This window comes from Pseudomonas sp. PME37.24/006, assembly GCF_055556635.1.
Map to the genome: position 1 here is coordinate 1,058,509 of NZ_JBVHNL010000004.1, position 20,685 is coordinate 1,079,193.

Genomic DNA, 20,685 nt, shown 5'->3' on the forward strand with positions numbered 1-20,685 from the left:
CCGCGTGCCAATCAAAACGCCCCGCTAAACAGCGGGGCGTTTTGCTTATGCCGGGATGAGTTACAAGCCGCAGACGCTACCGTCGCTGCGCGGGTCGGCGGCACCTTCCAGAATGCCGTTGGGATGGCGCAGCAGGGCGCCGGCGTGGCCCATGGTGTCGCTGAAGGCTTCGTCCAGCACATCGATGACGTGCCCGGCCTGGCGCAGCCGCTCGACCAGTTCGCTCGGGAAACGGCTTTCCAGCTTGAGCGTGGTGCTGACGTCCCCCCAAGTGCGGCCGAGTAGCCAGCGCGGTGCGCTGACGGCTGCCTGCAGGTCGCTACCCAGGCGGTAGCGGGTGAGGATCGCGGCCTGGGTCTGTGGCTGGCCTTCGCCGCCCATGGTGCCGTAACTCAGGGTGCGGCCATCGTCGAACAGCGCCAGAGCCGGGTTGAGGGTGTGGAAGGGCTTGCGGCCCGGTTCCAGGGTCTGCAGCGCGGCGGGATCGAGGGAGAAACTGATGCCGCGGTTCTGCCAGGCGACGCCAGTAGAGGGCAGCACCACACCGGAGCCGAACTCCCAGTACACGCTCTGGATGAAGCTGACGGCACGACCCTGATCGTCGATGCAACCCATCCAGATGGTGTCGCCCGGCGCAGCCGGTTGTGGCCACGGTAGCGCGTGCTGCGGGTCGATGGCGGCGGCCAGGCGTTGCAGGTTGGCGTCGTCCAGCAAGGCTTGTGGATCTTGCGGCACGCGACCTGGATCTGTCACCACGCGATCGCGGATCAGGAATGCCTGCTTGGTCGCTTCCACCAGCCCGTGTACATGAGCGAAACCTTCGGCCTGCTCGATATCGAGTTTTTCGAAGATGCCGAGGATCAGCAGCGAGGCCAGGCCCTGGGTCGGCGGCGGCATGTTGTACAGGGTGGCGTCGTTCAGGCGCACGCTCAGCGGCTCGACGACGCGGGCGCGATAGCTCTGCAGGTCGGCCAGACGCAGCGGGCTGCCGAGGCGTTCGAGTTCGGCTGCCATGCGTGTGGCCAGTTCACCACGGTAGAAGTCGTCCAGACCGGCATCGGCCAGGCGTTGCAGGGTTTCGGCCAGGGCTGGCTGGCGCAGTAAATCGCCCTCTTTGGGTACCTTGCCATCGTTCAGGTAGACGTCGGCGAAACCAGGCACGTCCTTCAGCTCGGCCAGTTTGCCTTGGGTCAGTTGCGCCTGGCTGCGGCTGACCACGATGCCGCAACGGGCGTGGCCGATAGCGTCGCTCAGCAGGTCGGGCAGAGGCATGCCCTGCCCCCAGTGAGCGGTCTGTGCCAGTGCTTCGGCCCAGCCGCCGACGGTGCCCGCCACGGTCAGCGCAGCCAGCGGGCCGCGGCTGGGAATCTGTGCGCGGCCGGCGTAAAAATCGCGGTCGGCGAGGGCGGCACTGCTGCCGCAGGCATCGACAGCCAAGGGCTTTTTACCCGGCTCGTGAATCAGCCAGAAACCATCACCGCCAATGGCGTTCATGTGTGGATAGACCACGGCGATGGTTGCCGCTGCCGCAACCATCGCCTCCACGGCGGTGCCGCCGGCCTTGAGCACGTCGCGTCCGGCCTGGGCAGCAAGATGGTGGGGAGCGACGAACAGGCCGCCGGTGGCGTGGGTGCTTTTCAGCATGGGCAGTCCCTTTCTTATAGGAAGATGGTGGGCCGATCATCGCCGGCCCAACCGAATTTAGCCATCACCAACCAATGGCGGCCGGCAGCCAGGTAGCCAGTTGCGGGAAGCAGAACACCACGGCCACGGCCAGCATCTGCAGGAACACATAGGGCAGAGCGCCGATGTAGATGTCCCGCGTGCTGATACCCGGTGGCGCGACGCCCTTGAGGAAGAACAGCGCCCAACCGAACGGCGGGGTGAGGAACGACATCTGCAGGTTCAGCGCCACCAGAATACCCAGCCATACCAGATCGGTGTCGTAGGCGATGAACACCGGCAGGAACATCGGCAGGGCGATGTAGGAAATCTCGATCCACTCAAGAAAGAAGCCGAGCACGAACAGCACCGCCATGAGGAACAGGATCGCACCCAGTTCGCCGCCTGGCAGCAGGGTGAACATCTCGTGTACCAGCGCTTCACCACCGAGGCCGCGGAAGGCCAGGGAGAAGGGCTGCGAGCAGAGCAGGATGAGGAAAATCATCGCACTGATGGTCAGCGTGCCGTGCAGGGTGGCCTTGAGCGTTGGCCAGCTCAGGCGCCGGGCGCAAGCGGCGATGATCAACGCCCCGAGTGCGCCCATGGAGGCCGCCTCGGTAGGCGCTGCGACGCCGCCGATGATCGAGCCGAGCACCGCCATCACCAGCAGCAAGGGCGGGAGCACGCTGCGCGCCATGTCCTTGAACAACTGCTTGCGGCTGGTCAGGGCGCGCTCCTCGGCGGGAATCGCCGGCACCCAGTCCGGGCGCAGCCAGCCGAGGATCAGCATATAAGTCACGTAGATCAGCGCCAGCACCAGGCTGGGGATGAAGGCTGCGGCGAAGATCGAACCCACCGATTGACCGAGGATGTCGGCCAGCAGGATCAGCACCAGGCTCGGTGGAATCACCTGGCCCAGGGTGCCGGAAGCGCAGATGGTGCCGCAGGCGACGCTCTTGTTGTAGCCGCGGCGCAGCAGCGTCGGCAGGGTCAGCAGGCCGATGGTCACCACGGTGGCGCCGACGATACCCGTGGAGGCGCCGAGGAGCACGCCGACCAGAATGATCGCCAGCCCCATGCCGCCATTCAGCCCGCCCATGGCGCGACCAATGGTTTCGAGCATGTCCTCGGCGACCCTGGACTTCTCCAGCATCACCCCCATGAAGGTAAATAACGGAATCGCCAGCAAGGTGTAGTTGCTGACCACCCCGAACATGCGGGCCGGCAGCAGTGCGAAGAGCATCGGGCCGAAGCCGATCATGCCGGCGACAAAGCCGGAGACGGCCAGAGAAATGGCCACCGGCACCCCCGCCATCATCATGGCGAAGAAGCCGATGACCATGGCGATGGCCAGCCACTCGTTGGGGCTCATGGTCGCACCTCCTGAGTCTGTACAGGCATCAGCAGAGCGCACAGCGCCCGTAGGCTATCGGCAACACCTTGTAGCCCGAACAGGCCGAAACCCAGTGGCAAAAAGGCCTTGATCAGAAAGCGATAAGGCAGCCCACCTGGATCCGGCGAGCCTTCGCCCATGTTGTAGGACTGCATGGTGTAGTTGAACGCCAGGCGGGCGATGTAGAAACCGATCGCTGCGGTGGCGATCCCGCTGAACAGGTCGACGGCGGCCTTGGTCTTCACCCCGAATTTCTCGTAGAGAAAGTCCACGCGCACATCCTGGCGGTGCTTGAGGGTATAAGCGATGCCAAGTAGCGCGATGGGCGAGATCAGGTACCACTCCAGTTCCTGCAGCGCCACCGGGCTGAGGTCGAAGAGGTAACGCATCAGTACGTCGAACGACACCAACAGCACCAGTAGCAACACGCAGGCGCGCGCGATGGCGCCCAGTGCCTCGACCAGTTGTTCGATGCGGGTGACGACGAACATCATGCCTCGCCCATCCCGATATTCATGAACGCCTTCTCGCCCACCGAAGCCCAGGAGATGTACTGCTTGCGGAAGGCGAAGAAGTGCTCGTAGACCTTCTTGGTCGCCGGGTCGCTCGCTGCCATGCTCGACAGGGTGTCGTTGGTGACTTCATGCAGGCGCTTGATGATGTCGTCCGGCAGCGGCCGGGCGATCACGCCCTGGTTGTTGACCAGATCCTGCATGGCTTCGGCGTTGACCGCATCGCACCATGACCAACTGTCGGTGTTGCAGGCCTGGGCGCAGAAACGCACGATGGCCTGGAGGTCGGCGGGCAGGCTGTCCCAGGCCTGTTTGTTGATGATCAGCTCGGTGACGTTGGTCGGCTCGTGCCAGCCGGTGGTGTAGTAGTTCTTGGCCGCTTTGTGCAGGCCCATGCGGCGATCCTGGTAGGGGCCGACGAACTCGGCGGCGTCGATCACGCCACGCTCCAGGGCTGGGAAGATCTCTCCGCCGGGCAACAGGCGCACGGCCACGCCCAACTCGCTGTAGACCTTGCCGGCTAGCCCTGCGATGCGCATCTTCAGGCCTTTCAGGCTGTCGACGTTCTCCAGTGGCTGGCGGAACCAGCCGGTCATCTGCGTACCGGTGTTGCCCATCGGCATGGGTACCAGGCCGTGGGGTTCGTAGAGTTCTTCCCAGAGCTTCAGGCCGCCGCCGTTGTACAGCCAGGCGTTCATGCCCTGGGTGTTCATGCCGAACGGCACAGCGGTGAAGAACTGCGCTGCGGGGATCTTGCCCGCCCAGAAGAAGGCGTTCGCCGCGTTCATTTCCACCATGCCGCTGGACACGGCGTCGAAGCCCTCAAGCGCAGGAATCAGCTCACCGGCGGCGAAGTGCTGGATCTTCAGGCGCCCACCGGACATTTCCTCGACGCGTTTGCAGAAGTCGGTGGGGCTGCCAGGGCCCTGTACATAGAACGGCGAGCCTGGTGCGTAGGCGTTGGTCATCTTCCAGTTGAAGGTCTTGCCGCTGACTGCCGCACTGGCCACACCGCTGGCGCCCATCGCCAGGCCAGCACCTGCTGCGAGGGCGCCGGCGCCGATGAAGTTACGTCGATTGAGGCTCATGGGATTCTCCTTTCACTGTGGCCATTGCGACGGGCGTTTGCCTGCCGGATGTAAAGTCGTTACCGAATGCCTTCAGCAACAGCCATGCCAGGAGAAAATTATTTTAACTGTATGATTTTAAATGAATTATCTGATTTTCCAGATTTGCCTTCGAAATGCCAAACGCACACAAAACAAGCGTGGCGCAGGTTCTTGAGGTGACGAAACGGTATCCGCAGCAGGTAGTGCTGAACATTTGTCAGGTCACGCCGGTTATCCGGGTACGTTCCGGTAAGCAGGGCTGCGGTGAGCGAACGAATGTCATTTGTGCACCAAAACGCACCGAGGGCACGCTTTTGACGCAGTGCGCAGCATTACCGATCTCAGGTAGCGAGCTGCCAACAACGGCTTACAGACGCGCGCCACCACGCCGATGCTTGACCCGGGTCATCAGCGCCTTGCAATCGACCGTGAGGATTTCCGGGTGATTGAAGATGTGCTGGCGCACGAAGGCATCGAAGGTTTCGTAGCTGTCGGTCAGGGTGTGGATGTGCAGGCTTTTCAGGTCGCTCATGATGTACAGGCTGACCACTTCCATGGTCGCTGAAAGCCGCTCGGCGACCGCTTCGATGGCGTGCGGCGCGACGGTCAGGTCGACGAAGGTGGAGATGCCCTTGCCGAGCTTCTCCGGGTTGACCACCGCGGTGAATTTCTCGATCACGCCGCTCTCGACCAGGGCTTGCACCCGGGTGCGGGCGTGAGCGCGGGAGATGTTCAGTTGGCGGGCGATATCGGCGAAGGAAGTGCGCGAATCCTTGATCAGGATATTCAGCAGCGCGTTGTCCAGTTTGTTCATGGGCCGCTCTGTCGGTGGTTAAGGCCGACAGAGATGCGGGTTACGTGCCAGCTGCGATCAGAGCAACTTGCGATACTGCTCGAACCCCGAACGTTCACCGATGCGCTCGTAGAGCAGCTTGGCCTTGGCGTTGCTCTCGTGGGTCAGCCAGTGCACGCGTGAGCAACCGGCTTGCTTGGCCGCAGCATAGACGTGGTCGATCAACTGGCGGCCGACGCCACCGCCACGCACGTCCTTGGCGATGAACAGATCCTGCAGGTAGCAGTAGTCGCCGGTCGTCCAGCAGGAGCGGTGGTAGATCCAGTGCACCAGGCCGATGGCCACGCCGTCGCGCCAGGCCAGGGCGGCGAACATCGGCTCGGCCGGGTCGAGAAAGCGCTGCCAGGTGGTGGCGCTGACGTCGGCGCCGATTTCGGTCATGTAGAAGCGCTGGTAGCCCTGCCACAACGGTAGCCAGGCAGCGTGGTCGTCAGCGGTGACGGCGCGGATTTCCACGGGGATGCGGACGGTCATGGTCAAGGCTCCGGTAGGCGGTCAGGCGTCCATCCTGCGGCGCCTCGGCAGGCACCACAAGAGTCAGTTGCCTAACGCCCGTTCAGATAGGCCTTGCCGTAATGCCGTTCGAGACGTGCCTGGATCAGCTCCAGGCCGATCGACAGCAGCCAGTAGATCACTGCCGCGGTGGTCAGCATCTCGATATAGCGATAGGACGAGCGGCCGTAGGATTGGGCCAGGAACATCACTTCCCAGACGCCCATCACCGAGATCAACGACGAGTCCTTGAGCATCGAAATGAACTGGCTGGTGGTCGGCGGAATGATGGTGCGCATTGCCTGGGGCAGGGTCACCCGCCAGAAAATCACTGTTGGCTTGAGGCCCAGGGCTAGGGAGGCTTCGCGCTGGCCGGGCGCCACGCCAATCAGGCCGGCGCGGAATATTTCACTCAGGTAGGCCCCGTAGTTCAGCGACAGGGCGATGATCCCGGCGGTGATCGCGCCCGGCACCAGGCCCAGCTGCGGCAGGCCCAGGTAGATCAGCAGAATCTGGATCAGCAACGGCGTGCCACGGAAGAACGAGGCGTAGAAGCTGGCGATCCCGAACGCCACGGCGCTCTTCGACAGGCGCGCCAGGGCGGTGACGAAGCCCAGCGCCAGGGATGCCCAGATCGAGCAGAAGCACAGGAACAGAGTCAGCGCCGCGCCCTGCAGAAAACCGTTGGGTGCCAGATTGGCGCCGAGCAGGTTGGGGAGCTTGTCGAGGATGATCGAGAACTTCAGGTCGAAGCTCAGGAAGAACGCCACGCACAGGGCGAACATGATCGCCCAGGTGACATACAGGCGGGTGCGAAAGCCGAACAGACGCTGCAGCAACGACTCGCTCGCCATGGGTGGCGGGCGAGGGGATTCAGGAGGGGGTGTCATTGGCTGATATCGGAACCGATCCACTTCTTGGAGATGGCCGCCAGGGTACCGTCCTTGCGCAGCTCTGCGAAGACGCTCTCGACCTTGGCGCGCCACTCGGCGTCATCCTTCTCGATGGCCACGGCATTCGGCTCGGCGTACAGCGCAGTGCCGGCCAGCTTGAAGCGCTTGTCCTGGTCGATGCGCGGTTGCGCGGTGACCAGGTTGGTGAGGATGGCATCTAGGCGCACGCCGGCACCCAGGGCGAGGTCGTGGAAAGCCACGGTATCGTTGTCGTACGGCGCGACCTGTACAGTGTCGAACGGGTACTCCAGCGGCTTGTCCTCGGCACCTTCGATGACCAGATCCTTGTTCAGGTAGCCTTCGTACGAAGAAGCACTGGTGACGCCGACCTTCAGGCCGGAAAGATCCTTGGCCGAGTGGATGCGCTCATCAGTGGCGTTGACCACGATCACCGCCGGGGAGGCGTAATAGGTGACCGGGAAATCGAAGACCTGGGCGCGTGCCTGGCTAGGTGTCATCGAGCAGATGCAGATGTCGTAGCGACCGCTCCAGCGGCCTGCGGCGATCACATCCCAGGACGGGGTTTCCAGGCGCAGCTTGACGCCGAGCTTGTCAGCCACTGCCTTGGCCACATCGACGTCGAAGCCGTCGAGCTGGTTCTGATCGTTGAGGAAAGAGAACGGCGGATAGTTTTCCATCAGCACGTTGACCAGCTCACCGTTCTTTTCGATACGGTCGAGCGTGGGGCCTGCCAGAGCCAGGTTGCAGAAGGATGCGAGGGTCAGGCCGATGGCCGCGAATAGCGTGGTTTTCACAGAATTCCTTAAGCACGAAAGGGGTTGTGACAGGCGAGGTGTGTGTATTAAATAGTTATAAATCAATGCGTCCAAATGAATTGAATGCATATCGATATGACTGGAGCTTATATGAGCGTGCGACCTCTGATTTTGCTGGATGGCGGCATGGGCCGCGAGCTGCAGCGCCGTGGTGCGCCGTTTCGTCAGCCGGAGTGGTCGGCGCTGGCGCTGAGCGAGGCGCCCGAACAGGTGGAGGCGGTGCACGCCGCCTATATCGCCAGCGGCAGCCAGGTGATCACCAGCAACAGTTACGCGGTGGTGCCCTTCCATATCGGCGAGCAGCGTTTCGCCGAGGAGGGCCGCGCCCTCGCGGAGCGTGCCGGTCAGCTGGCGCGTAACGCGGCTGATCAGGCTGCCTCCGGGGTACGGGTCGCTGGCTCGTTGCCGCCGCTGTTCGGCTCCTATCGGCCTGATCTGTTCCAGCCCGAACGAGTAGCCGAGGTGCTGACGCCGCTGATAGAGGGCTTGGCGCCCCATGTCGACCTGTGGCTGGCCGAGACCCAGAGCGCCATTGCCGAGGCGCGGGCCATCCGTGCTCATCTGCCCGATGACGGCAAGCCGTTCTGGTTGTCCTTCACTCTGCGCGACGAAGACACCGACGAGGTGCCTCGCCTACGCTCCGGCGAGCCGGTGGCCGATGCTGCTCGCGCCGCCGCCGAACTGGGTGTCGAGGTGCTGCTGTTCAACTGCAGCCAGCCGGAAGTGATCGGCACGGCCATCGACGTGGCGCGCGAAACCTTCGCCAGCCTCGGCGCGGACATCGCCATTGGCGCCTATGCCAATGCCTTCCCGCCGCAGCCCGAAGAGGCCACCGCCAACGATGGCCTGGATCCGCTGCGCGAGGATCTCGACCCGCCGGGTTACCTGCGCTGGGTCGCCGACTGGCGCGCTCGTGGGGCCAGCCATCTGGGCGGCTGCTGTGGCATCGGCCCGGAACATATCGCGGTGCTGGCGCAGCGCCTGAACTGATCAATTCGGCTCGGCGTGCCATGTGCTCTGAATGGCGATCCTGGCGTCTTCCTAGGGTCGCTCAGGCAGCTTGCCGAGCATCACTGCGAGTCCGAGCATGCAAGCGTTGCTGAATGAAGTCCTCGATCAGGTCAGGCCGCTGATTGGCAAAGGCAAGGTTGCCGATTACATCCCCGCGTTGGCCGATGTGCCTGCCGATCGCTTGGGCATCGCGGTATATGGCAATGACGGCGAGTTGTTCACCGCCGGTGATGCGCAGACACCGTTCTCGATCCAGTCCATCTCCAAGGTGTTCAGCCTGGTACAGGCGATCCAGCACAGCGGCGAGGCCATCTGGGAGCGGCTTGGTCACGAGCCTTCCGGGCAGCCGTTCAACTCGCTGCTGCAGCTGGAACTGGAGAACGGCCGGCCGCGCAATCCATTCATCAATGCCGGCGCATTGGTGATCAGCGATATCAACCAGTCGCGCTTCGCCGCGCCGGTGCTATCGATGCGTGATTTCGTGCGGCGGCTGTCGGGCAACGCCCATGTATCGGTGGATATGCGTATCGCCGAGTCCGAGTATCAGCATCGCGCGCGCAACGCGGCGATGGCGTATCTGATGCAATCGTTCGGCAATTTTCACAACGATGTGGAGATGGTGCTGCGCGGCTACTTCAGCCACTGCGCCCTGAGCATGAACTGCGTCGACCTGGCCAAGGCCTTCTGCTTTCTGGCCAACGACGGCTTCTGCAAGCACAGCGGCGAGCAGATTCTCACGGCACGGCAGACCCAGCAGGTGAACTCGATCATGGCCACCAGCGGGCTCTACGATGAGGCCGGCAATTTCGCCTATCGCGTTGGCTTGCCGGGCAAGAGCGGGGTGGGTGGCGGCATCGTCGCAGTGGTGCCAGGGCAGTACACCATCTGCGTGTGGTCGCCTGGGCTCAACGCAGCCGGCAACTCGCTGGCCGGCATGGCAGCGCTGGAAGTGATCAGCGAGCGGATTGGCTGGTCGGTGTTCTGAAACGGCGGGATCGAAGTATGCCTCGACCCCGCGTCGATCAAGGCTGCCAGAGCGGCAGCCTGGGCATCAGTTGTTGTCGCGGTATTCCTGGCGCAGCGTCCACAGATCCTGATGGGTGCAGGAGCCTGGCATGACGCCGGTCATGTCATAGCAACGCTGGCCGAAGCCCATTGGCCAGTAAATGATGCTGTACGGCGGCCAGAAGATCGACACCACGCGAAAGCGCGTACGCAGCTTGCCTTCGGCGAGGGTTTCGCCGGTTGCGCTGGTCAGTTTGTACGGCACACCGCCGGCACGGTTCCAGAAGAACGGGCGGGTTTTTACCAGGCCTTGAGTATGTTGTTCAGCGCGGTCGTTGACGCTGATGGTGGCGTGCTCTGGCAGCTTGAAAAAGGCTTTGGTCGAGCAGCCGGTGATGGCCAGGAGGAGCAACAGAAAAACGCTGGAGCGAAGCAAAGGCATGTGACGTCCCTGTGGGAAAGAAGTGGAGCGAAAGAGTGCTGGCTACCGTCAGCGGGCGCGACTATACCGGCTCGTCATGTCCTAATCCATGACTCACTCCGCACGCTCGCCGCATAAATCCAGGCTGAACAGCCGTTCGACTTCATCCTGGGGCAAGCCTGCGCCCAGCAGCGCGAACAGTTTGCCCAGAGCCGCCTCGCGGGTCATGCCGCCCGCAGAAACCAGGCCAACCGAAGCCAGCTGACTGCCAGCTGCGTACACGCCGAATTCCACATGCCCCTGGGGACACTGGCTGATGGCCGCCAGCAACACGCCGCGTGCATGGGCCTCGCGCAGTACGTCGAGCAGCTTGGCATTGTCGGACGGGCCGGTGCCGCTGCCGTAGCATTCCAGCAGCAGGCCTTGCACGCCGCTGTCCAGCAATGCACGCAGGTGCTCGGCACGCAGACCGGGGATCAGTGGCAGGCTGAGCAGGTTGACGGGCTGACGCGGTTGGCGGAAGTCGATGCGCGCCGGCAACTCGGCCACACGCTCGCCTTGACGCAGGCGCGGTACCACCTGGAACGCGTCGAAGGCATCGCTGCGCAGTTTGCTGACGCGTGCACCATGCATCAGCGCCCCGTTGAAATACACATGCACGCCCGGCTCAACACCGTCGTGCAAGGCCTGCATGGCGCCGAACAAGTTGACCCAGGCATCGCTGTTGGCAGCACCAGCCGGCAGCATGGAGCCCGTCAGTAGCACTGGCACCGGCAGGCCCAGCATCAGGAAACTCAGCGCCGCGGCACTATAGGCCAGGGTATCGGTGCCATGCAGCACCAGCACGCCGTCGCAGCCATCCTGCTCGACGCCCTGACGGATCGCCGCGACCATCGTCAGCCAGTTGTCCTGGCTCATGTTGGCGCTGTCGATCAGCGGCAGCAGTTCGCGGAATGTCCAGTTCGGGACGCGCTCGGTTTGTTCTGCCTGCTGGGTACGCAGGCGCGCCTCGAATCCGGACGCGGGAGCCAGGCCGGCAGCGCTCGTCTGCATGCCGATGGTGCCGCCGGTGTAAAGCACGAGGATATTCAGGGAAGACATAGGGCACCTGGGAAACAATCGTAGGCAATGGCCCGGGATGGGTAAGCTGCGGCGAGATGCCCTAGGGCGAGCAGCATACCGGGTGCGGTGTACCGCTGCTCCACGAGCAACGGTACACGCGGATAATCAGCGCTGCTGAGTATCCTGAGCCGTGTGCTCCGGCTTCAACGCAGGCCAGGACGTCTTGTCCAGATCCAGATCGGCAAACTTGGCCGGATCGAATACCGGGGTCTTCACGCCTGCCTTGATCTGCGCGTCGTAGTCATTCATCAGGCGCAGGCCGGTTTTGAACAGCAGGGTCATGGCGATCAGGTTGACGATGGCCAGCAGGCCCATGGTGACGTCGGCAAAGCCGAACACGGTACCCAGATCCTGAGTGGAGCCCCACATCACCAGCACGATCACCAGTACTCGGTAGACGTGCAGCATCAACCGGCTCTTGCTGAAGAAGCCCAGAGCGTTTTCGCCCAGGTAGTAGTTGTAGATCAGTGTGGTGAACACGAAGAGGGCCAGGGCGACGCTGATGAATACCCGGCCCCACTCACCGACGATGGCGGCCAGAGCGCTCTGCGTGAGGATCACGCCACCGACTTCGCTGCCTGGAGCATAGGTGCCGGACAGCAGGATGATCATCGCCGTGCAGGTACAGATGATCAGCGTATCGATGAACACGCTCAGCGACTGCACCACGCCCTGAGCGGCAGGGTGCGGCACTTCGGCCACGGCCGCTACGTTGGGCGCACTGCCCAGACCGGCTTCGTTGGAAAACAGGCCGCGCTTGACGCCCATGATGATGGCCGCGCCGATACCGCCAGCGAAGGCCGGCTCAAGGCCGAAGGCGCTGCGTACGATCAGCATCAGGGTGTCCGGCACCTGGGAGATGTTGCTGCCGATGACGAACAGGGCCAGGGCAATGTAGGAGCCGGCCATGACCGGAACCAGCACGTCGGCGAACTTGGCGATACGTTTGATGCCGCCGAAGATGATCAGGCCGATGATGCATACCAGAACGACGCCGCTGACCCACTCGGGAATGCCGAAGGTGTCGTGCATGGAACTGGCCACGGTAAACGACTGCAAGGCGTTGAAGCCGAAACCGAAAGTGATCAGCAGAAGGATCGAGAAGACGATTGCCAGCCAGCGCTGACCCAGACCATGCAGGATGTAGAAGGCCGGGCCGCCACGGTAGGTGCCATCCCCTTCATTCTGCTTGTACAGCTGTGCCAGCGAGCATTCGAAATAGCTGGTGGCCATGCCGACCAGCGCAACCAGCCACATCCAGAACACGGCGCCTGGGCCGCCCAGAGTAATGGCCACGGCCACCCCTGCGATGTTACCGGCGCCGACGCGGCCGGCAACGCTGAGCATCAGCGCCTGGAACGAGCTCAGCTGCCCTGGTTTGCGTACCAGCGCCTGGCTGAAAATCTGGAACATACTGGTGAAGTAGCGAAACTGAACGAAGCGCGAACGGATGCTGAAGTAGAGCCCGAGGCCCACCAGCATTACGATCAGCACTTTGCTCCAGATTAGGTCGTTGAGTAGATCGAGCATGGCACTCTTCCTGTTTTTTATTAGGGGACGACGCGTGAGGCGGGCGATTAGCCTGCGCCTGGGGCGACCGCGCTATAGCAAAGCCTGGCATAGACTCTGTACGCACCTGCGTGACCGACGAATAGACGGCGTAAGCGGGTCGACCGGCGCCATGGTTGGCCAAAGACGACAAAGCAGCAATTTCGCGTGTCGATCCTAGGTGGCGCGACTTGATGCTATGATCGCGTCACTCGCATCATCTGAGCCGCCCATGTCCAGTCTCCTCGGTGACAACCTCCGGTTGCTGTGCAGCCACTACCGCTCCATTGCGGAGGTGTGCCGCAAAGTCGGCATCAACCGCGCGCAGTTCAACAAGTATCTGTCTGGAGAGAGCCAGCCGACGGCCTATAACCTCAAGAGGATTGGGGATTTCTTCGGCGTCGAGGGCTATGAGCTGGGCTTGCCGGGTGATCAATTCGCCCGCCTGATCGGCGCCCGAGGTACGCAGATCGGCGCACCTGCGGAGCAGGATCCGCTACACGCGTTGTTACAGCCGTTGCGTGAGCAGTCCGGTGATCTTTCGCGTTATTGCGGCTATTACTTCGAATACGCCAACTGCATGTCGGTACCCGGCACCATCCTGTTGTCGCTGATTCACATGCGCGAGGAAAGCGGCACCTTCCTGTTCGAGCGTCAGGAGCGGCAGGTGACCTCCGCCGGCGGGCTCGCCGAAGACTCGGCACGTTGCCGCTACCTGGGCGCCGCGTTCCAGCTGCAGGATCGTCTGTTTCTCATCGATTACGAGTCGCTGACGGTCAACGAGATGAGCCAGACCATCCTGATCCCCAGCTTCAAGAGCCGCATCACGCGTTTGAATGGCCTGAAAACCGGGGTCTCCAGCGGAGACCGCCGCACCCCGGCGTGCACCCGTGTGGTGTGGGAGTTCCTGGGCACGGAGATCAACCGCATCAGCACCTATCGCCAGGTGATGCTCTATCAGCCGGATGACCCACGCATCGACGAAGATATCCGCGAACGCCTGGCCCACGCGCCGGTGCGTGACGGGCTGTTCGAGGTTGAGTGAGCGGGGCGTGACGAAATGCCGAGCGGCTGCTTCAAGGCGGAAGCGGCCGGTCGCGATCTCGTGGGAGGGGCTTTAGCCGCGAGCTCTTTACGCCTAGCTAGGCACAATCGAGGCTAAAGCCTCTCCCACAAAAGCTCTGCCCACCGTCCGCTCCCGCCTTATTGCCGCCACTCACTGCTGCTCAACCCATCACTCGATACCGCTGCGCTTCACCCAACAGCCAGTCCCGAAAAGCCTTAAGCGCCGCCGATTCGACCTTGCGCTCCGGTACGGTCAGGTAATAGGCGCGGCCGTTGTCCGGCACCGGTCGGTCGAGGGCGACCACCAGGCTGCCGTCGGCCAGCTCGCGTTGGATCAGGAAGGGCGGAATCAGCGCCACGCCCATCTCGTGGCAGGCTGCCTGGGCGAGCATCGAGAACAGCTCCAGGCGCGGGCCAGTCATGTCGCGGCCAACATTCAGCCCTTGTGCTGCGAACCACTGGCGCCAGGCGTAAGGCCGCGTGCTCTGCTGCAATAGCGGCAGTTCGGCGATCCGCTCGGCGCTCACCGCGCCACCGTCGAGCAGCGCCGGGCTGCACACCGGCATCAGGTGTTCGTGCATCAGAAAGTGCGCCGCGGTGCCTGACCAGTCGCCATCGCCGAAGTAGATCGCCGCGTCGAAACCGGTATCGGCGAACAGGAACGGGCGGGTGCGGTTGGTCAGGTGCACGGTGACCTCTGGGTGCAGGCGCTGGAAATCCTTCAGCCGCGGCAGCAACCATTGCGTGGCGAAGGTCGGCACCACGGCCAGCTCCAGACTCATGGCGCCTTGAGCCCCCATCAGCGCCAAGGTTTCGCGCTCCACGGCATCGAGCTGAGCGGCGACCTTTCCGGCGTACGCCGTGCCCGCTTCGGTAAGCACTACTCCGCGTCGCGAGCGGCGGAACAGCTCCACGCCCAGGAACTCTTCCAGCCCGGCGATCTGCCGGCAGACGGCGCCCTGGGTCAGCGCCAGCTCGTCCGCTGCGCGGGTGAAGCTCTGATGGCGTGCCGAGGCCTCGAAGGCGATCAGCGCTGCCGTACTGGGAATCTTGCGGCGCATGTATGCGAACACCTCACTAATTGGTGCTTTCATCAGGTGGTCAGGCTATCTCGGAGTGAGCTAAGCGCACAACTGCGTGCGAATTACTCGTTTGCCGATAGGTCGGTAGCTGCCTAGGCTAAGCCCAACAAGAACTGTTCACGCACGAGGATTCTGCGATGGCCGCCAAGGCAAGCTTCAACTGGATCGACCCGCTGCTGCTCGATCAACAACTCACCGAAGAAGAACGCATGGTGCGCGACAGCGCCGAGCAGTTCGCTGCCGACAAGCTGGCGCCGCGGGTTCTCGAGGCCTTCCGGCATGAGAAGACCGACCCGGCGATTTTCCGTGAGATGGGCGACACCGGTCTGCTCGGCGCGACCATTCCAGAAGCCTACGGCGGCAGCGGTCTCAACTATGTGTGCTATGGCTTGATCGCCCGTGAAGTGGAGCGTGTGGATTCCGGCTACCGCTCGATGATGAGCGTGCAGTCGTCGCTGGTGATGGTGCCGATCAATGAGTTCGGCAACGAAGCCACCAAGCAGAAGTACCTGCCCAAGCTGGCCAGCGGTGAATACATCGGCTGCTTCGGCCTGACCGAACCCAACTACGGTTCCGATCCGGGCTCGATGATCACCCGTGCGAAGAAGGTCGACGGCGGCTACCGCCTGAGCGGCAGTAAAATGTGGATCACCAACAGCCCGATCGCCGACGTTTTTGTGGTCTGGGCCAAGGATGACGCCTGCGAGATCCGCGGTTTCGTGCTGGAAAAGGGCTGGGAAGGGCTGTCGGCCCCGGCGATCCACGGCAAGGTCGGCCTGCGCGCCTCGATCACCGGCGAGATCGTCATGGACAACGTGTTCTGCCCCGAAGAAAACGCCTTTCCGGACGTGCGCGGCCTGCGCGGCCCGTTCACCTGCCTGAACTCTGCCCGCTACGGTATCAGCTGGGGAGCGCTGGGCGCCGCCGAAGCGTGCTGGCACACCGCGCGTCAGTACACCCTGGATCGTCAGCAGTTCGGTCGCCCGCTGGCTGCCAACCAGTTGATCCAGAAAAAGCTGGCCGACATGCAGACCGAGATCACCCTGGCCCTGCAAGGCTGCCTGCGCCTGGGGCGGATGAAGGATGAAGGTACCGCTGCGGTGGAAATCACCTCGATCATGAAGCGCAACAGCTGCGGCAAGTCGCTGGATATCGCGCGCATGGCTCGCGACATGCTCGGCGGTAACGGCATCAGCGACGAGTTCGGTGTGGCCCGCCATCTGGTCAACCTCGAGGTGGTGAATACCTACGAAGGTACCCATGACGTGCACGCGCTGATTCTTGGCCGCGCGCAGACCGGCATCCAGGCGTTCTTCTGACTGTCGCTCGCTCCCACGCCTGGCGTGGGAGCGTCCCCGTGACGCCGAGCGTCACGACTGCACGAGGCTTCTGCGATGTCCGGTGCCCTTTCCCATCTCCGTGTGCTCGACCTGTCCCGCGTACTCGCCGGGCCTTGGTGCGGGCAGAACCTCGCCGACCTCGGTGCCGAGGTGATCAAGGTCGAACGCCCGAAGGTCGGCGACGACACTCGCCACTGGGGCCCGCCTTACTTGCGCGACGATGAGGGGCGGGACACCAGCGAGGCCGCCTATTTCCTGTCGGCCAACCGCAACAAGCAATCGCTGACTCTCGACTTCACCCAGGCGGAAGGGCAGCGCCTGGTGCGCGTGCTGGCGGGCAAGTCGGACATCCTCATCGAGAACTTTAAGGTCGGCGGCCTGGCTGCCTACGGGCTGGACTACGCCAGCTTGAAGGCGATCAACCCACGGCTGATTTACTGCTCCATCACGGGTTTCGGCCAGAGCGGCCCTTATGCCAAACGGGCTGGCTACGACTTCATGATTCAGGGGCTTGGCGGGCTGATGAGCCTCACCGGCCAGCCCGACGGCGGGGAGGGCGGTGGGCCGGTAAAGGTCGGCGTCGCGCTGACCGATATCCTCACCGGGCTCTACGCGACGGTCGCCGTGCTGGCCGCCCTGACCCATCGGGAAAAGACCGGCGAAGGCCAGCACATCGACATGGCGTTGCTCGACGTGCAGGTCGCCTGCCTGGCCAACCAGGCGATGAATTACCTGACTACCGGAGTTTCCCCGAAGCGCCTGGGCAATGCTCACCCGAATATCGTCCCCTACCAGGCATTCCCCACCGCTGATGGCGACCTGATCCTCACGGTCGGCAACGACAGTCAGTTCCGCAACTTCTGCGAGGTGGCCGGGCATCCCGAGTGGGGCGTCGATCCGCGTTTCGCCAGCAACGCTCAGCGCGTCGCCCATCGCGCCGAGCTGATCCCGATGATCCGCCAGGCCACGGTGTTCCGCACCACGGTCGAATGGGTCGGCCTGCTGGAAGCTGCAGGCGTGCCGTGCGGGCCGGTCAACGATCTTGAGCAGGTGTTCGCCGACCCGCAGGTGATCGCCCGCGGCTTGCGTATCGATCTGCCACACCCCTTGGCCGGCAGCACGCCGCAGGTAGCCAGCCCGCTACGCCTGTCGGCCAGCCCAGTGGAGTACCGCCAGGCGCCTCCGCTGCTGGGCGAGCATACCGAGCGCGTCCTTGCCGAGGTACTCGGGCTGGATGCTGGCCAGATCGAGGCGCTACGCGCTCAGGGCGTGATCTGACCCGCCACTATTGAGAGAGCGCGTCAGGCATCCAGCTCGGAGGCCGGGCCGAAGAACTCGTAGTGGCACTGCTCCGTTGGTACGCCGAGCTCCCGCAAGTGACGCTTCACCTGAGCCATGAAGGGTTTCGGGCCGAGGAAGTAGGCGTCCAGATCGCGCTCTTCAGGCAGCCAGTCCGCCAGTTGCTCGCGGTTGATCACGCCCTGGCCGTGTGGCTGGTCGCCATCGCGCGGCTCGCTGTAGCAGAACCGATAGCTGATCTGCGGGTAGTCGCGGCTCTGCTCCTCGATCCATTTCTTGAAGGCATGCACACCGCCATGGCGTGCGTAGTGGATGAAATGGATGGGGCGTCCGCTCTCGCGGGCGGCTTCGACCATCGTCAGTGCCGGAGTGATGCCCACGCCGGCAGTGATCAGCGCCAGAGGCTTGTTCGAATCACGCAGCACGAAGTCGCCGGCTGGCGGGAACAGCTCAAGCGTATCGCCGACCTGGATGTGGTCGTGCAGGTAGTTGGAGACCTTGCCGTCGGCCTCGCGCTTGACGCTGATGCGGTACTCACGGCCATTGCCCTGGGCGGACAGCGAGTAGTTGCGGCGCTGCTCCTTGCCATCGATGACCATGCGCATGCCGATGTACTGGCCGGGCTGCTGAATCAGCACGGCACCGCCATCGACGGGCGCCAGATGGAAGGAAGTGATCTCCTCGCTTTCCACGGCTCTGGCCACCACCTTGAAGTCCCGCGAGCCACGCCAGCCGCCCTGTGCCTGTTCGTGTTCACGGTAGGTGTTTTCCTCGGCACCGATCAGGATGTCTGCCAGCTGCCCATAAGCGGCAGCCCAGGCAGCGATCACCTGGTCGGTGGCTATCTCTTCGCCGAGCACTTCCCTGATGGCGCGCAGCAGGCAGGTGCCGACGATGGGGTAGTGCTCCGGCAGGATTTGCAGGGATACATGTTTATTGACGATACGGCCCACCAGCGGGCCGAGTGCTTCGAGCTGGTCGATATGTCGGGCATACATGAGCACGCCAGTGGCCAGGGCACGCTGCTGGTCGCCACTGGCCTGGTGGGCCTGGTTGAACAGCGGGCGAACCTGGGGATATTCCTCCAGCATCATGGCGTAGAAGTGCCGGGTCAGCGCTTCACCGCCGGTTTCCAGTAATGGGACGGTGGCTTTGATGAGGGTGCGTTGTTGGCTGGTCAGCATGGTGATGGTTCCTGTCGTAAGGCATGAGAGTTTTCTGCTCTGGTCATTACAGATCCCGTGCCAACTCGCAAAGCCTCTGGATTACTGGGTTTGCGCGTGCTATGAGTCTTTTAGACTCTCGTTGATATGCGTCTATATGACTCTTTTGGTGTCTTTATGACCTCTAGTCCCTTACTCGTCGCTCTGCTGCCATTGGTCGATGACCTGTCTCGCGAGCTGCCCGAGAGTGAGCGCTATCGTCGGTTGCTTGCTGCGTTGCGGCAGCTATTTCCCTGTGATGCCGTGGCGCTGCTCAGGCTCGATGGCGATGTGCTGGTACCGCTTTCGGTGGAAGGGCTGAGTGCCGACACCATGGGGCGGCGCTTCAAGGTGAGTGAGCATCCGCGTCTGCATGAGTTGCTGCAGCACCGCGGGCCTACTCGTTTTGCCGCGGACTGCGAACTGCCCGATCCTTACGACGGGCTGCTCGAGGGGCAGCATGGTCATCTCGAGGTTCATGACTGCCTGGGCTGTCCGCTCTATATAAAGGAGCAGCTCTGGGGGCTGCTGACTCTGGACTCGCTGCAGTCGAGCAGCTTTGGCCTTGTCGACCTGGGCATGCTGGAGGCTTTCGCCAGTCTCGCAGCCGCGACGGTGGCAGCCAGCGAGCGGATCAGTCTGCTAATGGGGCGGGTGGAAGACGAACAGCGGCGCGCCGAACTCTATAAACAGGCGGCCGACGCCGTGCGTCCTCGGGAGATGATTGGTCAGAGTCCGAGGCACAAGGTGCTGCTTCAGGAGATAGAGCTAGTAGGCGGCAGTGACCTGACCGTTCTCATCAGTGGCGAAACCGGGGTGGGTAAGGAGCTGGTCGCCGAGGCGCTGCATGCAGCGTCCACGCGTGCATCGCGGCCGATGGTCAGCATCAACTGCGCGGCATTGCCCGATACCCTGGTGGAGAGTGAGCTGTTCGGTCACGTGCGTGGGGCGTTCTCGGGGGCTGTCAGTGAGCGGCGTGGCAAGTTCGAGGTGGCCGATGGCGCCACCCTGTTTCTCGACGAGGTGGGCGAACTGCCTCTCGCCGTGCAGTCGAAGCTGTTGAGGGTGCTGCAGAGTGGTCAGTTACAACGGGTAGGCTCGGACCGCGAGCATCGTGTAGATGTGCGGGTGCTGGCTGCCACTAATCGTGACTTGGCCGAAGAGGTACGGGCCGGGCGCTTTCGCGCCGACCTTTATCATCGCCTTAGCGTGTACCCATTAAAGGTGCCGGCGCTACGTGAGCGGGGGCGTGATGTACTGCTGCTCGCCGGTTACTTCCTCGAAGACAACCGGTCGCGTCTGGGGCTGCGCAGCCTGCGTCTCGCGGCCGATGCTCAGAAAACCCTGTTGCAGCATGACTGGCCAGGCAATGTCCGGGAGCTGGAGCACCTGATTGGCCGTGCTGCTATCAAGGCCTTATCATCCTGTGGAGAGCGCCCGCAGATCCTCACCATCGATAGCTGTTCTCTGGATCTGCAGCCATCCTTGGCAATGCATATAGAAGAAGAGAATCCCTTGATCGCCAACAGCGAGTTGCCTTCAGCGGAACTAGGCCTGCGCGATGCGGTGGATGAATACCAGCGGCGCCTTATAGAGGCAGCACTGGTTCGCCATGTCGGGCGATGGGCCGAGGTGGCGCGCGAGCTGGATGTGGATCGCGCCAATTTGCAGCGTCTGGCCAGGCGTCTGGGCCTCAAGTAGTTGCCTCTGAAGCGCTGCTTATATAGAGGGAAGGCCGCCAGAGCAGTTTTATTGCAGTTAGATGAAATAAACCATTGACCTGAGATTCTGGCTGCCTATAATGCGCACCACTTCCGGCGCAGCCTGATCTGAAAACTCC

General features: G+C 63.0%; 19 protein-coding genes. 6 read left to right on the top strand and 13 right to left on the bottom strand.

Annotation, left to right across the window (positions count from 1 at the left end; all coding sequences use genetic code 11):
• Window positions 1-60: 60 nt before the first annotated feature.
• The 8 genes from ACZ3GY_RS20930 to ACZ3GY_RS20965 form a co-directional block, all read right to left on the bottom strand.
• Complete coding sequence (locus ACZ3GY_RS20930) at window positions 61-1,644, bottom strand: gamma-glutamyltransferase family protein (protein WP_465911830.1); 1,584 nt, start codon at window positions 1,642-1,644, stop codon at window positions 61-63.
• A 64-nt stretch (window positions 1,645-1,708) separates the two neighbouring features.
• On the bottom strand, window positions 1,709-3,034 hold the full coding sequence (locus tag ACZ3GY_RS20935; protein ID WP_463563168.1) for a TRAP transporter large permease: 1,326 nt from the start codon (window positions 3,032-3,034) through the stop codon (window positions 1,709-1,711).
• A complete protein-coding gene (locus ACZ3GY_RS20940) occupies window positions 3,031-3,549 on the bottom strand; it encodes a TRAP transporter small permease subunit (protein ID WP_463563169.1) in 519 nt (172 codons plus the stop codon). Before ACZ3GY_RS20940 ends, ACZ3GY_RS20935 begins: the two co-directional genes overlap by 4 nt.
• On the bottom strand, window positions 3,546-4,655 hold the full coding sequence (locus ACZ3GY_RS20945) for a TRAP transporter substrate-binding protein (RefSeq protein ID WP_463563170.1): 1,110 nt from the start codon (window positions 4,653-4,655) through the stop codon (window positions 3,546-3,548). Before ACZ3GY_RS20945 ends, ACZ3GY_RS20940 begins: the two co-directional genes overlap by 4 nt.
• Before the next feature lie 388 nt (window positions 4,656-5,043).
• A complete protein-coding gene (locus ACZ3GY_RS20950) occupies window positions 5,044-5,490 on the bottom strand; it encodes an Lrp/AsnC family transcriptional regulator (protein ID WP_070881064.1) in 447 nt (148 codons plus the stop codon).
• A gap of 57 nt (window positions 5,491-5,547) precedes the next feature.
• Entirely contained in the window at window positions 5,548-6,003 is a 456-nt protein-coding gene (locus ACZ3GY_RS20955; RefSeq protein ID WP_465911831.1) for a GNAT family N-acetyltransferase, read from the bottom strand.
• A gap of 71 nt (window positions 6,004-6,074) precedes the next feature.
• Window positions 6,075-6,911: an amino acid ABC transporter permease gene (locus tag ACZ3GY_RS20960; RefSeq protein ID WP_465911832.1), complete on the bottom strand. Its 837-nt coding sequence runs from the start codon at window positions 6,909-6,911 to the stop codon at window positions 6,075-6,077.
• Window positions 6,908-7,729, bottom strand: a complete 822-nt coding sequence (locus ACZ3GY_RS20965) for an ABC transporter substrate-binding protein (RefSeq protein WP_465911833.1) — start codon at window positions 7,727-7,729, stop codon at window positions 6,908-6,910. Before ACZ3GY_RS20965 ends, ACZ3GY_RS20960 begins: the two co-directional genes overlap by 4 nt.
• A gap of 111 nt (window positions 7,730-7,840) precedes the next feature.
• Here ACZ3GY_RS20965 and ACZ3GY_RS20970 point away from each other — a divergent pair, with 111 nt between their 5' ends.
• Both ACZ3GY_RS20970 and glsB read left to right on the top strand, forming a co-directional pair.
• Window positions 7,841-8,740, top strand: coding sequence for a homocysteine S-methyltransferase family protein (locus ACZ3GY_RS20970; RefSeq protein WP_465911834.1), 900 nt, complete (start codon window positions 7,841-7,843; stop codon window positions 8,738-8,740).
• Window positions 8,741-8,837: 97 nt separating this feature from the next.
• A complete protein-coding gene (glsB, locus tag ACZ3GY_RS20975; protein ID WP_463563175.1) occupies window positions 8,838-9,746 on the top strand; it encodes a glutaminase B in 909 nt (302 codons plus the stop codon).
• 66 nt (window positions 9,747-9,812) lie between these two features.
• Here glsB and ACZ3GY_RS20980 read toward each other — a convergent pair whose 3' ends face one another.
• From ACZ3GY_RS20980 to ACZ3GY_RS20990, 3 genes are all read right to left on the bottom strand, one after another.
• Window positions 9,813-10,208 carry a hypothetical protein gene (locus ACZ3GY_RS20980; RefSeq protein ID WP_465911835.1) on the bottom strand — a complete coding sequence of 132 codons (396 nt, stop codon included), beginning with the start codon at window positions 10,206-10,208 and terminating at the stop codon, window positions 9,813-9,815.
• Window positions 10,209-10,301: 93 nt separating this feature from the next.
• A complete protein-coding gene (locus tag ACZ3GY_RS20985) occupies window positions 10,302-11,288 on the bottom strand; it encodes an asparaginase (RefSeq protein ID WP_465911836.1) in 987 nt (328 codons plus the stop codon).
• A 126-nt stretch (window positions 11,289-11,414) separates the two neighbouring features.
• Window positions 11,415-12,839, bottom strand: a complete 1,425-nt coding sequence (locus ACZ3GY_RS20990) for an alanine/glycine:cation symporter family protein (protein ID WP_465911837.1) — start codon at window positions 12,837-12,839, stop codon at window positions 11,415-11,417.
• Window positions 12,840-13,089: 250 nt separating this feature from the next.
• Between ACZ3GY_RS20990 and ACZ3GY_RS20995 the strand changes: the two genes are divergently transcribed.
• The gene (locus ACZ3GY_RS20995; protein WP_463563179.1) at window positions 13,090-13,902 is read left to right on the top strand and encodes a helix-turn-helix domain-containing protein; all 813 of its coding nucleotides are present in this window, start codon (window positions 13,090-13,092) and stop codon (window positions 13,900-13,902) included.
• Between the two features lie 181 nt (window positions 13,903-14,083).
• Here the strand turns inward: ACZ3GY_RS20995 and ACZ3GY_RS21000 are convergent, their stop codons facing one another.
• Window positions 14,084-14,983 (bottom strand): LysR family transcriptional regulator, encoded by a 900-nt coding sequence (locus ACZ3GY_RS21000; RefSeq protein ID WP_465911856.1) that lies wholly within the window; start codon window positions 14,981-14,983, stop codon window positions 14,084-14,086.
• Between the two features lie 158 nt (window positions 14,984-15,141).
• On the opposite strand from ACZ3GY_RS21000, the gene ACZ3GY_RS21005 reads away from it, so the two are divergent.
• Together ACZ3GY_RS21005 and ACZ3GY_RS21010 are read left to right on the top strand one after the other, a co-directional pair.
• Complete coding sequence (locus tag ACZ3GY_RS21005) at window positions 15,142-16,323, top strand: acyl-CoA dehydrogenase (RefSeq protein WP_465911838.1); 1,182 nt, start codon at window positions 15,142-15,144, stop codon at window positions 16,321-16,323.
• Window positions 16,324-16,398: 75 nt separating this feature from the next.
• Window positions 16,399-17,622, top strand: a complete 1,224-nt coding sequence (locus tag ACZ3GY_RS21010; protein ID WP_463563182.1) for a CaiB/BaiF CoA transferase family protein — start codon at window positions 16,399-16,401, stop codon at window positions 17,620-17,622.
• A 23-nt stretch (window positions 17,623-17,645) separates the two neighbouring features.
• Here the strand turns inward: ACZ3GY_RS21010 and hmpA are convergent, their stop codons facing one another.
• Window positions 17,646-18,827, bottom strand: coding sequence for an NO-inducible flavohemoprotein (hmpA, locus tag ACZ3GY_RS21015; protein WP_465911839.1), 1,182 nt, complete (start codon window positions 18,825-18,827; stop codon window positions 17,646-17,648).
• 156 nt (window positions 18,828-18,983) lie between these two features.
• On the opposite strand from hmpA, the gene norR reads away from it, so the two are divergent.
• Window positions 18,984-20,546: a nitric oxide reductase transcriptional regulator NorR gene (gene norR, locus ACZ3GY_RS21020; protein WP_465911840.1), complete on the top strand. Its 1,563-nt coding sequence runs from the start codon at window positions 18,984-18,986 to the stop codon at window positions 20,544-20,546.
• Window positions 20,547-20,685: the final 139 nt, after the last annotated feature.

What these genes read in the sequence shown, in the direction of transcription:
- ACZ3GY_RS20945 (WP_463563170.1), bottom strand. Translation starts at nt 4,655, where the DNA reads ATGAGCCTCAATCGACGTAACTTCATCGGCGCCGGCGCCCTCGCAGCA.
- ACZ3GY_RS20935 (WP_463563168.1), bottom strand. Translation starts at nt 3,034, where the DNA reads ATGAGCCCCAACGAGTGGCTGGCCATCGCCATGGTCATCGGCTTCTTC.
- ACZ3GY_RS20950 (WP_070881064.1), bottom strand. Translation starts at nt 5,490, where the DNA reads ATGAACAAACTGGACAACGCGCTGCTGAATATCCTGATCAAGGATTCG.
- glsB (WP_463563175.1), top strand. Translation starts at nt 8,838, where the DNA reads ATGCAAGCGTTGCTGAATGAAGTCCTCGATCAGGTCAGGCCGCTGATT.
- hmpA (WP_465911839.1), bottom strand. Translation starts at nt 18,827, where the DNA reads ATGCTGACCAGCCAACAACGCACCCTCATCAAAGCCACCGTCCCATTA.
- ACZ3GY_RS21000 (WP_465911856.1), bottom strand. Translation starts at nt 14,983, where the DNA reads ATGCGCCGCAAGATTCCCAGTACGGCAGCGCTGATCGCCTTCGAGGCC.
- ACZ3GY_RS21010 (WP_463563182.1), top strand. Translation starts at nt 16,399, where the DNA reads ATGTCCGGTGCCCTTTCCCATCTCCGTGTGCTCGACCTGTCCCGCGTA.
- ACZ3GY_RS20930 (WP_465911830.1), bottom strand. Translation starts at nt 1,644, where the DNA reads ATGCTGAAAAGCACCCACGCCACCGGCGGCCTGTTCGTCGCTCCCCAC.
- ACZ3GY_RS20960 (WP_465911832.1), bottom strand. Translation starts at nt 6,911, where the DNA reads ATGACACCCCCTCCTGAATCCCCTCGCCCGCCACCCATGGCGAGCGAG.
- ACZ3GY_RS20995 (WP_463563179.1), top strand. Translation starts at nt 13,090, where the DNA reads ATGTCCAGTCTCCTCGGTGACAACCTCCGGTTGCTGTGCAGCCACTAC.
- ACZ3GY_RS20980 (WP_465911835.1), bottom strand. Translation starts at nt 10,208, where the DNA reads ATGCCTTTGCTTCGCTCCAGCGTTTTTCTGTTGCTCCTCCTGGCCATC.
- ACZ3GY_RS20940 (WP_463563169.1), bottom strand. Translation starts at nt 3,549, where the DNA reads ATGATGTTCGTCGTCACCCGCATCGAACAACTGGTCGAGGCACTGGGC.
- norR (WP_465911840.1), top strand. Translation starts at nt 18,984, where the DNA reads ATGACCTCTAGTCCCTTACTCGTCGCTCTGCTGCCATTGGTCGATGAC.
- ACZ3GY_RS20990 (WP_465911837.1), bottom strand. Translation starts at nt 12,839, where the DNA reads ATGCTCGATCTACTCAACGACCTAATCTGGAGCAAAGTGCTGATCGTA.
- ACZ3GY_RS20955 (WP_465911831.1), bottom strand. Translation starts at nt 6,003, where the DNA reads ATGACCGTCCGCATCCCCGTGGAAATCCGCGCCGTCACCGCTGACGAC.
- ACZ3GY_RS20970 (WP_465911834.1), top strand. Translation starts at nt 7,841, where the DNA reads ATGAGCGTGCGACCTCTGATTTTGCTGGATGGCGGCATGGGCCGCGAG.
- ACZ3GY_RS20985 (WP_465911836.1), bottom strand. Translation starts at nt 11,288, where the DNA reads ATGTCTTCCCTGAATATCCTCGTGCTTTACACCGGCGGCACCATCGGC.
- ACZ3GY_RS21005 (WP_465911838.1), top strand. Translation starts at nt 15,142, where the DNA reads ATGGCCGCCAAGGCAAGCTTCAACTGGATCGACCCGCTGCTGCTCGAT.